At 36.5% G+C, this 13,979-nt stretch carries 12 protein-coding genes; all 12 read left to right on the forward strand.

The features are described 5' to 3' along the window. The first annotated feature begins 16 nt into the window (after window positions 1-16). The 12 genes from ACU8DI_RS09745 (at window position 17) to ACU8DI_RS09800 (ending at window position 13,975) form a co-directional block, all read left to right on the forward strand. Window positions 17-1,444: an MBOAT family O-acyltransferase gene (locus ACU8DI_RS09745; protein WP_447112583.1), complete on the forward strand. Its 1,428-nt coding sequence runs from the start codon at window positions 17-19 to the stop codon at window positions 1,442-1,444. Between the two features lie 14 nt (window positions 1,445-1,458). Then, window positions 1,459-2,349 (forward strand): hypothetical protein, encoded by an 891-nt coding sequence (locus ACU8DI_RS09750; RefSeq protein ID WP_447112584.1) that lies wholly within the window; start codon window positions 1,459-1,461, stop codon window positions 2,347-2,349. Next, the gene (locus ACU8DI_RS09755) at window positions 2,346-3,515 is read left to right on the forward strand and encodes a glycosyltransferase family 4 protein (RefSeq protein ID WP_447112585.1); all 1,170 of its coding nucleotides are present in this window, start codon (window positions 2,346-2,348) and stop codon (window positions 3,513-3,515) included. The genes ACU8DI_RS09750 and ACU8DI_RS09755 overlap by 4 nt, the downstream gene beginning before the upstream one ends. A gap of 15 nt (window positions 3,516-3,530) precedes the next feature. Then, window positions 3,531-4,712: a glycosyltransferase family 4 protein gene (locus ACU8DI_RS09760; protein ID WP_447112586.1), complete on the forward strand. Its 1,182-nt coding sequence runs from the start codon at window positions 3,531-3,533 to the stop codon at window positions 4,710-4,712. A 64-nt stretch (window positions 4,713-4,776) separates the two neighbouring features. After that, window positions 4,777-5,610, forward strand: coding sequence for an FkbM family methyltransferase (locus ACU8DI_RS09765; protein WP_447112587.1), 834 nt, complete (start codon window positions 4,777-4,779; stop codon window positions 5,608-5,610). Continuing rightward, window positions 5,610-6,938 (forward strand): glycosyltransferase family 2 protein, encoded by a 1,329-nt coding sequence (locus ACU8DI_RS09770; RefSeq protein ID WP_447112588.1) that lies wholly within the window; start codon window positions 5,610-5,612, stop codon window positions 6,936-6,938. Before ACU8DI_RS09765 ends, ACU8DI_RS09770 begins: the two co-directional genes overlap by 1 nt. After that, window positions 6,935-8,038, forward strand: coding sequence for a glycosyltransferase family 4 protein (locus ACU8DI_RS09775; RefSeq protein WP_447112589.1), 1,104 nt, complete (start codon window positions 6,935-6,937; stop codon window positions 8,036-8,038). Before ACU8DI_RS09770 ends, ACU8DI_RS09775 begins: the two co-directional genes overlap by 4 nt. Then, window positions 8,035-9,171 (forward strand): glycosyltransferase, encoded by a 1,137-nt coding sequence (locus tag ACU8DI_RS09780; RefSeq protein WP_447112590.1) that lies wholly within the window; start codon window positions 8,035-8,037, stop codon window positions 9,169-9,171. The genes ACU8DI_RS09775 and ACU8DI_RS09780 overlap by 4 nt, the downstream gene beginning before the upstream one ends. Before the next feature lie 133 nt (window positions 9,172-9,304). After that, a complete protein-coding gene (locus ACU8DI_RS09785) occupies window positions 9,305-10,108 on the forward strand; it encodes a transglutaminase domain-containing protein (RefSeq protein WP_447112591.1) in 804 nt (267 codons plus the stop codon). 88 nt (window positions 10,109-10,196) lie between these two features. After that, window positions 10,197-11,561, forward strand: coding sequence for an O-antigen ligase family protein (locus ACU8DI_RS09790; protein WP_447112592.1), 1,365 nt, complete (start codon window positions 10,197-10,199; stop codon window positions 11,559-11,561). Continuing rightward, the gene (locus ACU8DI_RS09795; RefSeq protein ID WP_447112593.1) at window positions 11,512-12,534 is read left to right on the forward strand and encodes a glycosyltransferase family 4 protein; all 1,023 of its coding nucleotides are present in this window, start codon (window positions 11,512-11,514) and stop codon (window positions 12,532-12,534) included. Before ACU8DI_RS09790 ends, ACU8DI_RS09795 begins: the two co-directional genes overlap by 50 nt. Before the next feature lie 46 nt (window positions 12,535-12,580). After that, window positions 12,581-13,975, forward strand: a complete 1,395-nt coding sequence (locus ACU8DI_RS09800; protein WP_447112594.1) for a sugar transferase — start codon at window positions 12,581-12,583, stop codon at window positions 13,973-13,975. Window positions 13,976-13,979: the final 4 nt, after the last annotated feature.

The raw sequence follows: 13,979 nt of genomic DNA on the forward strand, positions 1-13,979 counted from the left end.
TGTCCTAACCAAAATTATGCTATTTAATTCATTCGAATTTGCAATATTTCTACCCATTGTATTTGTTGTATACTGGTTTGTCTTAAAAGGGAAATTAGATTTTCAAAATGCCTTTATTGTCATTGCAAGTTATGTCTTCTACGCCTGGTGGGATTACAGATTTTTGCTGCTTATAATTTTAAGTACGCTGGTGGATTATGTTGTAGCGAAACAGCTCAAAAAAGCACAAAGCAAGGCTTTCCGACGGCAATTACTTATGATTAGTTTGGTATTTAATTTAGGGATGTTGGCCTTTTTTAAATACTTTAATTTTTTCATTGAAAGTTGGCTGGAGGCTTGGCAATCAGTTGGCATTCATATGGAAGCATCAACGCTTCACATTATTTTACCAGTAGGAATTTCATTTTATACTTTCCAAACCTTAAGTTATACGATTGATGTTTACAGGAAAAAAATAAGTCCTACAAGCAGTCTTATACAATTTGCTGCCTTCGTGTCATTCTTTCCACAGTTGGTGGCTGGACCCATAGAACGTGCATCACACTTATTACCGCAGTTTGCGATCAGGCGAAACTTCGATGCGAAATTTGCGCTAAGTGGTTTTTATTTGATTGTTTGGGGATTATTTAAAAAAGTGGTTATTGCCGATAATTGTGCCTTTTTTGTCAATCAGATTTTTGATGGTAGCGGTCATTTTTCGTCTATGGAATTATTACTAGGAGCAGTGTTGTTTGGATTTCAAATCTACGGGGATTTTTCAGGCTACAGTGATATCGCCATTGGTGTCTCTCGTTTGTTTGGCTTTTCATTGATGACCAATTTTTCGTTTCCATACTTTTCCAGAGACATTGCAGAATTTTGGCGACGTTGGCATATCTCGTTATCTACGTGGTTTCGAGATTATCTTTATATTCCTCTTGGTGGATCAAAGGGTTCGAAGCGTCAACAGCTTCGGAATGTCTTAATCGTTTTTTTAATCAGTGGATTTTGGCATGGTGCGAATTGGACCTTCATAATTTGGGGATTGATTCACGCACTTTTATTTTTACCCTTACTGTTGTTTCATGTGAATCGGAAGCATACGAATGAGACACACTTACAGATGAAGCAAATACCGCAAGTATTGGTCACTTTTATTCTTGTGACCTTGGCTTGGGTGTTTTTTAGAGCAGACACCGTGACTATAGCTTATAACTTCATCATGGAAATCTTAAGTTTTAATGGTACGTCGATAGCATTGTTTGTGAAGTCCTCGAAATCGCTATTGTTTAGTCTTATCATTCTGTTGAGCGTTTTGATTTTGCTATTATTTGAACTTAGAGCCGTTCAAAATAATAAGAAAGAAGTAACTTTATCAACCTGGAGTGCCATAAGTATTTGTCTATTAATTTGTTTTATGGGTGTGTTTAAAAACCCGTCAGATTTTATATACTTTCAGTTTTAAATATGAATACGTTTTTGAAAAGAATAAGCTTAATCATCTTATCGTTTGTGATATTAGCAGCGATGATTTCTGCTGGATGCTTATATGCTTTGAGGCAATCCTCTTTTTATAAACCGTCTTATCTCGTGAATGAAGTGGTTGCAGACGATTTTGATTATATCATCATTGGTGCAAGTACAGGTCTGACAACATTGAATACGAAGGTGATCGATTCGGTTCTTGGTGTCAACGGTGTTAATTTATCTATTGATGATACCGCCATTGCGAGTCAATACCTCATGCTGCAACATTTTTTAGCTGAAGGAAAAACTACGAAGTACTGTGTGTTGGCTCCCAATCCCATGGGTTATGATATCGCAAAAGATGACCTAAGTGATAACGATTATCGGTTTATGCCTTATGTAAATCGGGATTATGTTTCAAGGTATTATCAATCCTTTTCTGGAATGGAAGCTAATCTATCATATACATCAAAATGGTTGCCTATGTTAGGTGTTGGGTATTATAATGCGGAATTGTTTTACCCATCCATTGTCAGTTTAATATCTCCAGAAAAGCATAACCGCTTTGATACTCAGGGAAATTACACCTATCCAAAAGTGCAAAGACAAGACCAAAAGGTGGAAAAGCGAACGGATACCCATTTGAAATTCAAAAACAATTACTTGGAAAAAATTCAGGAGTTATGTAGAAAAAATAATATCGAACTCATTTGTTATGTGTCGCCAATGTTGCATAGAAATATTTTGGTTGATAACCCAGACTATAAAGTCATTAATCATAGTCATCTCATCCAAACAAACGCACTATTTTATGATGAATTACATGTTAATTCTGAAGGGCGAGAAACCACTAGCAAACAATTTGCCCAAGACTTAATACAACTTGCTAGCAACAGCCAATGATGAAACCCTTGAAAATAGCCATTTATTCTGGAGATATTCCAAGTACGACGTTTATAGAGCGTCTCATCCGTGGGCTGTCTCAGCACAAGCATGTCGTTCATCTTTTTGGCTTTAAGAAAAAGACGGTCACATATCAAGGTGCTGTACGTGTTCACGCCTATAGAAATAGGCGAGTTTTTAAAGTGGCCTACTTGGTCAAATACCTGTTATTATTGACACTTTTTAAATTTAAGGACAAGAAAAAATTAGATACTATTCTTAAAAAAGATAATAGGTATACCTTACAGAATCTGGTTAAATATTATCCAGTTATTTGGCACCACCCAGATGTTTTTCATTTGCAATGGGCCAAAGGAATTAACGATTGGGTCTGGGTGAAAGCGTTTGATATGAAACTAGTCTTAAGCCTGAGAGGGGCACACATCAATTACTCTCCTATAGCCGATCAAGCGTTGGCAGCAACCTATAGAGCTTGCTTTCCTAAAGTTGACGCGTTTCATGCCGTTTCTAAAGCTATTGCTAAAGAAGCAGAAAAATATGGTGCAGATAAAGAAAAAATTACGGTGATTTATAGCGGTTTAAATTTAGTAGCACCTCAGGTGAATAATACTTCCAATGACAAAGATTGCTTACATATCATTTCAATTGGCAGGCCACATTGGAAGAAAGGTTATGTTTATGCTTTGGACGCTTGCAGCTTACTAAATCGCAGTCATCTCAACTACCAGTACAAGATTATTGGTGGCGCACATGATATTGAATTGGCCTATCAAATACATGATTTGAACCTTAGTAAACAGGTAAGTCTTATGGATCAACTGCCTTTTTCTGAAGTAAAGAAAGCGATTCAACAAGCAGATGTCTTATTGCTTCCAAGCGTTGAGGAAGGTATTGCTAATGTTGTTTTAGAAGCTCTAGCCTTAAAAACCTTGGTGTTGTCGACCAACTGTGGAGGCATGGCAGAAGTGATTAAGGATGGTGTTAATGGATGTTTAGTGCCCATTCGTGATCCTGAGGCCATCGCAGCTAAAATTTTAGACATTCAAAACATGTCTGAAGAACGCAAACAAGAGATGATTGATTTGGGGCATCAAACCGTTTTGGAACAACATAATGAATCGCAATTGATAGCAGATATGCAAGCACTTTATCAAAGTTTATTCTAATGGAATGGAAGAAGCATGAATAAAAAAATAACAGTCGGACTTGTTTTATACACGGTTCCTAAGTATTCTGAAACCTTTTTTAGAAATAAAATTATGGGTTTACAGGAGAATGGTTTCGACGTTGTGCTATTTGTGTTATACCATGAAAAAAATGATGGGGACATACCTTGTGATGTCATTTACGCTAAAAACTTCGGAAGTGGGATTTTTAAAACCCTAGTAAACACATTGGGTGAGTTTTCGAAAGCCATTTTCTTAAACCCCAAACGCAGTTACAGACTTTATCAACTTGATAAAAGGGATGGGATTTCTTTAAAAAGGCGACTCAAGCACCTTGTGTTAAGTCAGTTTTTATTTCAGAAACACGTCGATTGGTTACATTTTGGTTTCGGTATGCTAGCCACAGAACGAGAGAATGTGGCTGAGGCCATGCAAGCTAAAATGGCGGTTAGTTTTAGAGGGTTTGACTTGTATTTATCGCCTTTGGTGCACAAGGGTTGTTACGACATACTTTTTCAAAAAGCAGTGAAATACCATGTGCTTTCTGAAGAAATGAAAACCACCTTACTCGACCATCACATTAGACAAGACCAGATAGAGGTGATAACACCTGCCATTGATGTTAATTTTTTTAAGTCGGATGAAAAACGCAGGCATACAAAGAGGTTAGAATTGGTGACCGTTTCTCGATTGCATTGGAAAAAAGGCTTGGAATATACGATAGAGGCCTTATCCCATTTAAAAGAGGCAGGTGTTGATTTTCAGTATACGATTATTGGCACTGGAATTGAAAAAGAACGATTAGTTTTCGCAGCGCATCAATTAGGTGTTTTAGAATATGTCACTTTTACAGGTAAATTGTCACATGAAGCGGTGAAGCGTCATTTGTCACAAGCAGATATGTATCTACAATACAGCATTCAAGAGGGCTTTTGTAATGCCGTATTGGAAGCCCAGGCAATGGGGCTTTTATGTTTGGTGTCTAATGCCGAAGGATTGAGTGAAAATGTCATACATGAAGAGACAGGTTGGGTTATTGAGAAGCGACAACCAGCACTGTTAGCGGCCAAAATTATTGAGGTACAACAGATGACAGAAGAAGAGAAACAACAAATAAGAACTCGTGCAATGCAACGTGTCAATCAAGAGTTTAATCTGGATCAACAGCATCAGAAGTTTGTTAACTTTTACAGATAGGAATATGCCGTTAAGCTAGTAATGATTAATATTGTAACATTCACAAAAATTAGTTGCTGACCCAATGCGTTTAAAGAAAGTACTCAAAAAATTGTTGCACAGACTGAACCCAACAGATGGTGTCTATGTTAATAAGGTACTCTGTGGTGTACCACTTCGCTTGCTCGAAGGAACCTTACGAGAAAAAGAAGATCAAGATGATGCATGGTGGTTTCATTTATGTAAAGATCATTCAGTCATATATGATATTGGTTGTAATACAGGCTATACAGCACTATTAGCATTGATACAGGACCCTGATAAACAAATGATTTTGGTAGACCCAAATCCTATGGCTCTCAAAAATGCGGCACAAAATATTATCATAAACCTTCTTGGCAATCGTGTGAATTATGTGTCTGCTTTTGTTGGCAATTCTACAAATTCAACGGTCAAATTTTATACGGTTGGTGCTGGTGAAGCTGGAAGTATGTATGCTTCTCATGCCGTAACTGCGGCTTCCAGAAATTCATTTTTAGAAGTTAAGACCGTCACCTTAGATGATTTATTTTCACAGAATCATGTGTTGCCTGACCTTGTAAAGATTGATGTTGAAGGCGCCGAGACCATGGTCATGGAAGGCGCACGATTATTAGCTAAAAAATCACAATGCGCCTTTTTTGTAGAAATGCATCATGAGCAAGATTTGTCGATGGAAGATGCGACACAACTTATTATCAATTGGTGCAACGAAGAGAACTACAACGTTTGGTATCTTAAAACTGGTGAAAAAATTACTGCTTCCGAAGTCACAAAAAATCGAGGTAAATGTCACCTGCTATTATTACCAAAATCACGACCTTATCCAGAATATTTAAAAGGCATTGATCAGAACGCAGCACTACCAAAAACCATTTGATGTTATTCTGTTTACTCAAATATTTGCAACCAACACATTATTTTCAGTTATACCGAAAAACTGAGGCATCGGTATTTCCAGTAGTAGAAGCGCTTCCGGCTGAAATTTTGGGTAAATTAAAGGAAGATAAGGATTATCAAACCGACTTAGCCATTGCATATGATTTATCTTGGCAAGCGATTCAAAGTGGTTATATTGGAGATGCACCAACCTATCAGGATTTTACTAAATTGCCACTTCGAGATAATTACCGTTTTCTTCGGAAGAATTTTCATCATGCTTGGGTGTTTTATGTGTTGATGATGCGGTTGATAACCTTGCATAACCCTTTTAAAGAAGTAAGCGCTTGGTTTCAAACGAGAAACGTTTCACGAGTCCCTATTTCATCTAAAAAATTCTATGATAAGGCTTATGAGGCGTTTCAGTCAGAATTACTTTTAGAAGCGCCCAAAATCAGCGTGGTTATTCCGACATTAAACCGTTACGACTATTTAAAAGCTATTTTAAATAATTTAGAGCAACAGGATTATACGAATTTTGACGTCATAGTAGTTGATCAATCAGAGCCATTTGATGCCTCTTTTTACGATGACTTTCAACTTGATATTCAATTAATTAGGCAGGAAGAGAAGGCGCTGTGGTTAGCGAGAAATACTGCTATTCAAAATGCTCAGAGTGAATGGATTGCGCTTTCGGAAGACGATGTATTGATAGCGCCTAATTGGTTGTCGTCGCATTTAAAATGTATCGATTTTTTTAAAGCTCAAGTTTCAGCAGGTGTTTTCTATCCTGAAGGTGCACAAATACCTTTAGAGCGTTCGTTTTTTGCGAGATCCACGCAGTTTGCAACCGGTAATGCCATGTTGCACAAATCCGTTTTTAAAAAAACAGGTTTGTTTGATAGGCAATTTGAAAAACAAAGAATGGGAGATGGCGAGTTTGGCATGCGAGTGTACCTGAATAACATTAAAAGTATCTCTAATCCATTGGCATCATGTGTTGATGTCAAGGCAGGTTCTGGAGGCTTACGTGAAATGGGGAGTTGGGATGCTTTTAGGCCTTCCAACTTTTTTTCGCCCAGACCTGTTCCTAGTGTTCTCTATTTTTACAGACGCTATTTTGGGAACAAGTCAGCAAAATTAGCATTATTACGAACAGTCCCGTTATCTGTGTTTCCCTATCAGTTCAAAAAAAATAAGCCGCTTCAATTATTGGGAGTCTTAGTAACGGTATTGATATTACCATTGGTTCTTTATCAAGTTTTGAGGTCTTGGCATATAGCGAGTGCTAAAATTCAAGAAGGACCTTTAATCAAATCTTTGGAGTGAAAAGCAATCAAAAACATATGCTCATTGTAGCTTCAGAATTTCCTCCGCAGCCAGGCGGTATCGGAAATCATGCCTATAATTTGGCACGTTATCTTCATGGGTTGAACTACCTTGTTGTTGTCATTACTGATCAACGCTCAAAAAATGGTCACGAAGAATTTCAATTTGACCAAAACCAAGCGTTTAGAGTGGTTCGTATAAAACGACGCTCTTTTCGTCCTATCATGTATGTCAACCGTCTATTAAAAACATACCAAGGATTAAAACATACAGACGTCGTTATTGCAACAGGTAAATTTTCTCTATGGAATGTGGCCATATTACAATATTTTAGTTCTGTAAAAACACTCGCAGTGATCCATGGAAGTGAAGTGAATTTTAAATCTGTTTTTCTAAGGAAATCCATAGATTGGTCTCTGAAAAAAATGCATGACATTGTTGCCGTTTCTAATTATACTAAAGCATTGGTGTCTCATTTGGAAAAGGATGTAAAGGTGATACCAAACGGCATAGATTTATCTGATTGGAACGAAAACCAATTATCTAATATATCTATAAGTGGCCAACCAGTTCTCACAACCGTTGGGCGTGTTAGTTCAAGGAAAGGTCAGGCCAACGTGATTAATCACCTTCCAATACTGATTAAAACATTTCCTGAATTGCATTATCACTGTATCGGAATACCCTCTGAGGCTCGTAGTTTTATGAATTTGGCGCAGTCCTTAAATGTGGAATCTCATGTGACATTCCACGGCGAAGTAAGCCAGAAAGTACTGCAGCAAATGGTAAAGGCATCTGATGTGTTTTTAATGCTAAGTTCGGAAACGAGCACTGGCGATGTGGAAGGATTTGGAATTGCCGTCTTGGAGGCGAATGCTTTGGGAGTACCTGCTATTGGATCTAAAAATTGTGGCATTGAAGATGCGATTAATGAGGGGCAATCTGGGGAATTAGTAACTTACGATAATAGTACAGAAGTTTTAAAAGCCTTAGAGCAAATACTCTCTAATAGATCTCACTACAGTGCAAAAGCGAGACAATGGGCTGCCGAACATGATTGGTCAATGATTATAAAGCAGTATGATAATTTAATAGCATGAGCAAACTAACCATCATATCTCATACAGAGCATTACCTCACAGACGACGGTCAAATTGTTGGATTAGGATCTACGGTGACCGAGATTAATCATTTGCTTGATATTTTTGATGAGATCATTCATGTGGCGATGTTGCATAAAGTTCCTGCACCTCCTAGTGCATTACCGTATACATCTGATAGAGTGAAACTTTTGGAGCTTCCAGCCTTAGGTGGCACGAAAGCTAAAGATAAGTTTCGTTTGGTACTAAACGCTCCGAAAGTGCTGAAAACTGTTAGAAAGGCTTTAAAGCACACCGATTATTTTCAGTTTAGAGCTCCCACGGGAATTGGCGTTTATGTGATTCCATATTTAATTTTTTGTTGCTCCAAACAAGGCTGGTTTAAATACGCTGGAAATTGGAAACAGGAAAAGGCACCGCTAGCATATCGCTTTCAGCGTTGGCTATTGAAAACACAAAAGCGTCCTGTGACTATTAATGGTCAATGGCCAGATCAACCAACCCATTGTTTGACATTTGAGAATCCGTGTTTGACACTTAAAGAAGTAGCCGAAGGTGACAGCATACGTCTTCAAAAGCGTCATAACTTATCTCAGATGAATATGTGTTTCGTTGGAAGACTAGAGATAGAGAAAGGAATTGCTTTAATGATTGAATCATTATTGCAATTAAGTCCTGAAGAGCAATCCCGTATAAATGATATTCATATTGTGGGAGATGGCATTTTTCGTGAAGCCTGCATGACTATGGTAAAAAACAGCACATTAAATTTTATTTTTCACGGTCATATTAGTAGAGAAGTGGTACATGATATCTATAAGAAGTGCCATGCTATTATATTACCATCAGCGTCTGAAGGCTTTCCAAAGGTAGTCTCTGAAGCTATGAATTATGGCTGTTTACCAATTGTTTCAAATATCTCTGCTATGGCACATTATATTAAAGATGGCGAGAATGGCTTTTTGTTCTTTCCTATTACAAAAGCGGAGCTTATGGTTAAGATAAAAAAAATGTTAAATTTGTCTGATACCCAATATGCTAACATGATTTCCACCCAAAATCTGGAACAGTATAAATTTACCTACTCGTATTATAATAAGCGCATTAATGAGGAATTGATCCAGCATACTTAGTTGTTATTCTCTTTATTTAAGAGGGAATAATTGCTTTAAATATTGGTTTTGAGTCCTTTATTTAATAAAAAAAGTTTAATAGGTCTAAAAAAAAAATTACATTTAGCACTTGCTATTAATTTAATCGTTTTAAATGATTTTAAAAAAGATATCCTGGTTTTTTAAACGTCATCCATTTCTATATATAGCACGGTTTAAATTACTGTCTAAAAACTCTAGTATTGAAGATATTCAAAACTATTCTTATAATAGAGTTAATAGAAAGACAGACATACCAGCATATTATAAAACGGTGAATAGCCAGATATTTGAAGATTGTGATTTTAATTCTGACCTCGAACTTATTAAACATTTAAGTAGATGGTTGCAGAATCACATTAAAGGCGGTAGAGGTCTCAGTGAATCCAGCACAGAAGCACTAAAGATTATGTTGTCTGGAGAAGGTGGTGTTTGTAGCGATATGGCGCAAGTATTTAATAATTTTTGTGTTTTAAATAATATCGAGGTTAGAGAATGGGGAAATACTAGGGCACCTTTCGATAAATCTTATGGCGGCCATTCATTTAATGAGGTATTTGTAAAAGAACTCAATAAATGGGTGTTAATAGACGTCTCTAACGGTATTCTTTTTTACAACGGCAAGGATGAACCGTTATCTGTAGTGGAATTATATCAATTAAATAGAAAAAACCATCCTATTTCATACAAGTCCTTCAATCACGAAAAGGAGACCAATAAAAAGAATATTAAAAAAAATTACTTAAATCCAGAGAATGTACCGTTTCTCATTTGTAATTACTCAAACAAAACTTACGATTACTATTTGAACCGAACGCCTCCAAGAACACCGATCTTTGTTGTTCATTTTATGCTATATCTTCTCGGAAAAAGTTATCATTATCGCTTCCCCTTGGATGATTATCGAAAAATTTTTTGATATTTGAGGGTTGAAATGACAAAGTTATTCAATGTAATACAGAATACTTTTATTGAGACGTTAACGTTCCATAAACCAAACTAAGTTCTTGAAAACAAACCTTACTTATATCACTGCCGTTGTTTTTCACATAGGTATTGGGGCGCTTATTTATTTTAATGAAAGCCTTTCAAAGGTTTATTTTTTTTCAGCATTACTCTATTTCCTATATAAAATTGTGTTGTCACCGAATGAGTTGAAAAGCTTTGAAGTTCTCAAAGCTTGCGCTTATTTTGTTGGAGCTGAAATATTACTGCGGATGACCAGAGGTTCTATTTCCTATGAGGCTGGTAAGTATTTGGTGATATTATTTATGATTATGGGCATGTTTTATAAAGGGATATCAGGTAGAGGTTATCCGTATTTTATGTATCTCATGTTGCTGATACCCTCTATTTTTGTGGCCTCAACGACCCTCAGTTTTGATGCCAATTTTAGAACCAATATAGCTTTTGTGTTAAGTGGTCCCGTATGCCTGGGAGTGGCAGCTTTGTTTTGTTATGAACGGCGGATCACAATGAAGCAGCTTCATAGGATACTGCTGTACATATTGTTACCTATTGTTGCGAATACGGTTTATATTTTTCTTTATAATCCTAGTGTTAGAGATGTACTATCTGGAACAGGATCTAATAGAGCCGCCTCTGGTGGTTGGGGAGCCAATCAGGTTTCTACTATTTTGGGATTGGGAATGTTTCTTGTAGCAGTGAGGTTGTTTACGAAATCGACGAGTTTAGGATTAAAAATTGTTAATATCATTATTCTTTGCGGTATATCATTCCGAGCTATTGTGACGTTCAGTCGAGGAGGAGTCATTACCGCGCTTCTTACAATAGTTGCCTTTGTGTTGATCTATTTTTCTGTAATTTCTAAAAGAAAAAAAAATCAGGTCCTCATTTTGTCAATGGTATTTGCCTTCAGTATGCTTATGACTTGGGTGATCAGTTCAAATCAAACCGATGGTTATATTGATTTACGATATGCTAATAAAGATCATTTAGGCAAGCAAAAAGAAGATATTACAACGGGTCGATCCGAATTGTTACAAGAAGAATTAGAAGGGTTTATTTCCAATCCCTTTTTTGGTATTGGATCGAGTCGTGCGAAAGATCAGCGTATTGAAGATGAAGGGCAAGGTGTCGTGTCTCATAGCGAGTTTGGAAGAACTCTAGCTGAACATGGGATGTTAGGTGTTATCATTTTAATTATTTTAATTTTCAAACCACTCGAATTACGATCCTTTAACAAACGGAACTATTTTTTCTATGCATTTTTAACCTTTTGGTTTCTAACTATAAATCACTCATCCATGCGTTTAGCTGCACCAGCTTTTATATATGCATTGTGTCTTTTGAATGTCGTTAATGAAAAACATCCTTTACATAGGAAACAACTTAAAGAACCGCAAGTCTAATCCATCTGGAATACAAGTCTTGGGTCCTTTATTGGAAAAGGAAGGCTATTCGGTACGCTATGCTTCTTCAAGAACCAATAAGCTGAGACGGTTAATTGACATGGTCTTCTCATGTGTCATTCATGCTAAATCAACCGATGCTGTTCTGATTGATACTTATAGCACTCAAAACTTCTATTACGCTTGGATAATCGGTCACTTATGCCAGTATCTAAAATTACCGTATATCACGATTTTACATGGAGGTAATTTACCAACCCGATTACAATCGCATCCAAAAAAGTCTCGGTCACTTTTTGAAAATGCGCATTTTAATGTGGCGCCTTCCTTGTATATAAAACGTGCTTTTGAGGATTTCGGTATTGATAATCTCATACATATTCCCAACACTATTGAAATTAAGAAGTACCCTTTTGAACAAAAGGCGTATGTGGTGCCAAAATTGTTGTGGGTTCGGTCCTTTTCAAAAATCTATAATCCCAGTATGGCTGTCAAAGTTCTTAATCAGCTTAAAAAGACTTATAAAAATGCAGAACTTTGTATGGTTGGACCGGATAGTGATGGAAGTCTCAAGGAGGTGATGGCGTTGGCTGAGACTCTCAAATTAAGTGTAAAATTTACAGGTAAATTGTCGAAAGAGGATTGGGTGGCATTATCAAAAGATTACAATGTATTTTTAAATACCACCAATTTTGATAACATGCCATTATCAGTAGTAGAGGCTATGGCTTTGGGCTTTCCAATAGTTTCAACTAATGTCGGTGGCATCCCTTATTTAATAGAAGATCAGCAAACCGGACTTCTTGTAGAACCTGAAAATGTTGAAGGAATGACGAATGCCATCTTAGGTGTCCTGCAAAATTCCGAAAGCCGTCAAGCGATGATCAGTGCAGCCCGAAATCAGGCAGAAAAATTAGATTGGAAACATATAAAACCCTTATGGATACATATCTTAAACCATGATTTTTCTTAAAAAATGATATAACTTATTATATTTACACAAGATCCCGAACAAGCCAATGAGCCTTAAAAAAGATATTCATTTCGAAATTTCTGAACGTAAGATTCTTTTGAGAATCATGGATATCTGTGTCGTTTTTTTAGGACTGTATATTCTTCAAACGACTCTAGATTACGACTACCTCACCATTGAACGTGATAATGCTAGTCCATTGATTGTTTTGGCCTTTTATATGACCGTTTTTGGTACTATTTTTGAAATTTACGATTTGCAAAAATCCAGTAAATTGGATGTGACCTTTAGAAATATTGTATTAACAGCCTCTACTACGGTCTTATTTTACTTGTTAACCCCTGTGTTAACGCCTTTTCTTCCAGAACAACGACTACAGATTCTATATTTTTATTTGGTGTTTATAGTCATGATCTTTTTTTGGAGATGGGCCTATATTGCATTTATATCTACACCTAGATTTTATAAGAAAGTACTATTGGTAGGTGAAATATCCAATATCGAGAATATCATTAAACCACTGAATCAATCGGATCCTAATTATAAGATAGTAGGATTTATCAACTCAGAACCAGAAGTAGATTCACCGATTAAATTTAGAGGGTTAAGAGAATTCGAGCCTTCAAAGTTATTAGATGTCATTAGAGAGGAAAAGATTTCAGAAATCTTAGTAGCTAGTTATAATTCTGAAACGATAACACCAGAAATTTATCACGACCTTATCGCATTATTAGATAAAGGTTTTACGATTCGTGAGTATACTCAAGTATTCGAGGAAATCACGTATAGAGTTCCTATTCAATTCGTAGGAAAGGATTTTTACAAATATTTTCCATTTAGTAGAAGCAATCAGAACACCTTGTATCTAACCTTCCAAAGAGGTTTTGATATCATTTTTTCTATTCTTGGTTTAATCATAGGTGTCTGCCTATTACCGTTGATAATACTCGGAAATGCCATAGCCAATAAAGGACCTATTTTCTATTTTCAGGAGCGCGTTGGACAAAACGGCAAACTTTTTCAGATTGTAAAATTAAGAAGTATGGTGGTGAACGCTGAAGAGGGTGGTGCAAAATGGGCACAGAAGAATGACACCAGAATCACCAAATTCGGGATGTTTTTAAGACGGTCAAGAATTGATGAATTTCCGCAGTTTATTAATGTCTTACGTGGTGATATGAGTATTATTGGTCCGCGTCCCGAACGGCCATTTTTTGTAAATGAATTGTCTAGAATTATTCCGTTTTATGAAACCCGACATATCGTAAAACCTGGATTGACTGGTTGGGCGCAAGTCAATACAAGATATGGTTCTTCAGTTGATGATAGTCTTACCAAATTGCAATACGACTTGTACTATATCAAGCACAGAAGTGTTTTTCTAGATATCAATATTGTTGTAAAAACCTTAAGTACAATTTTGTATTATAGAGGTCAATAAGCAC

This window comes from Psychroserpens sp. BH13MA-6 (genome assembly GCF_052983595.1).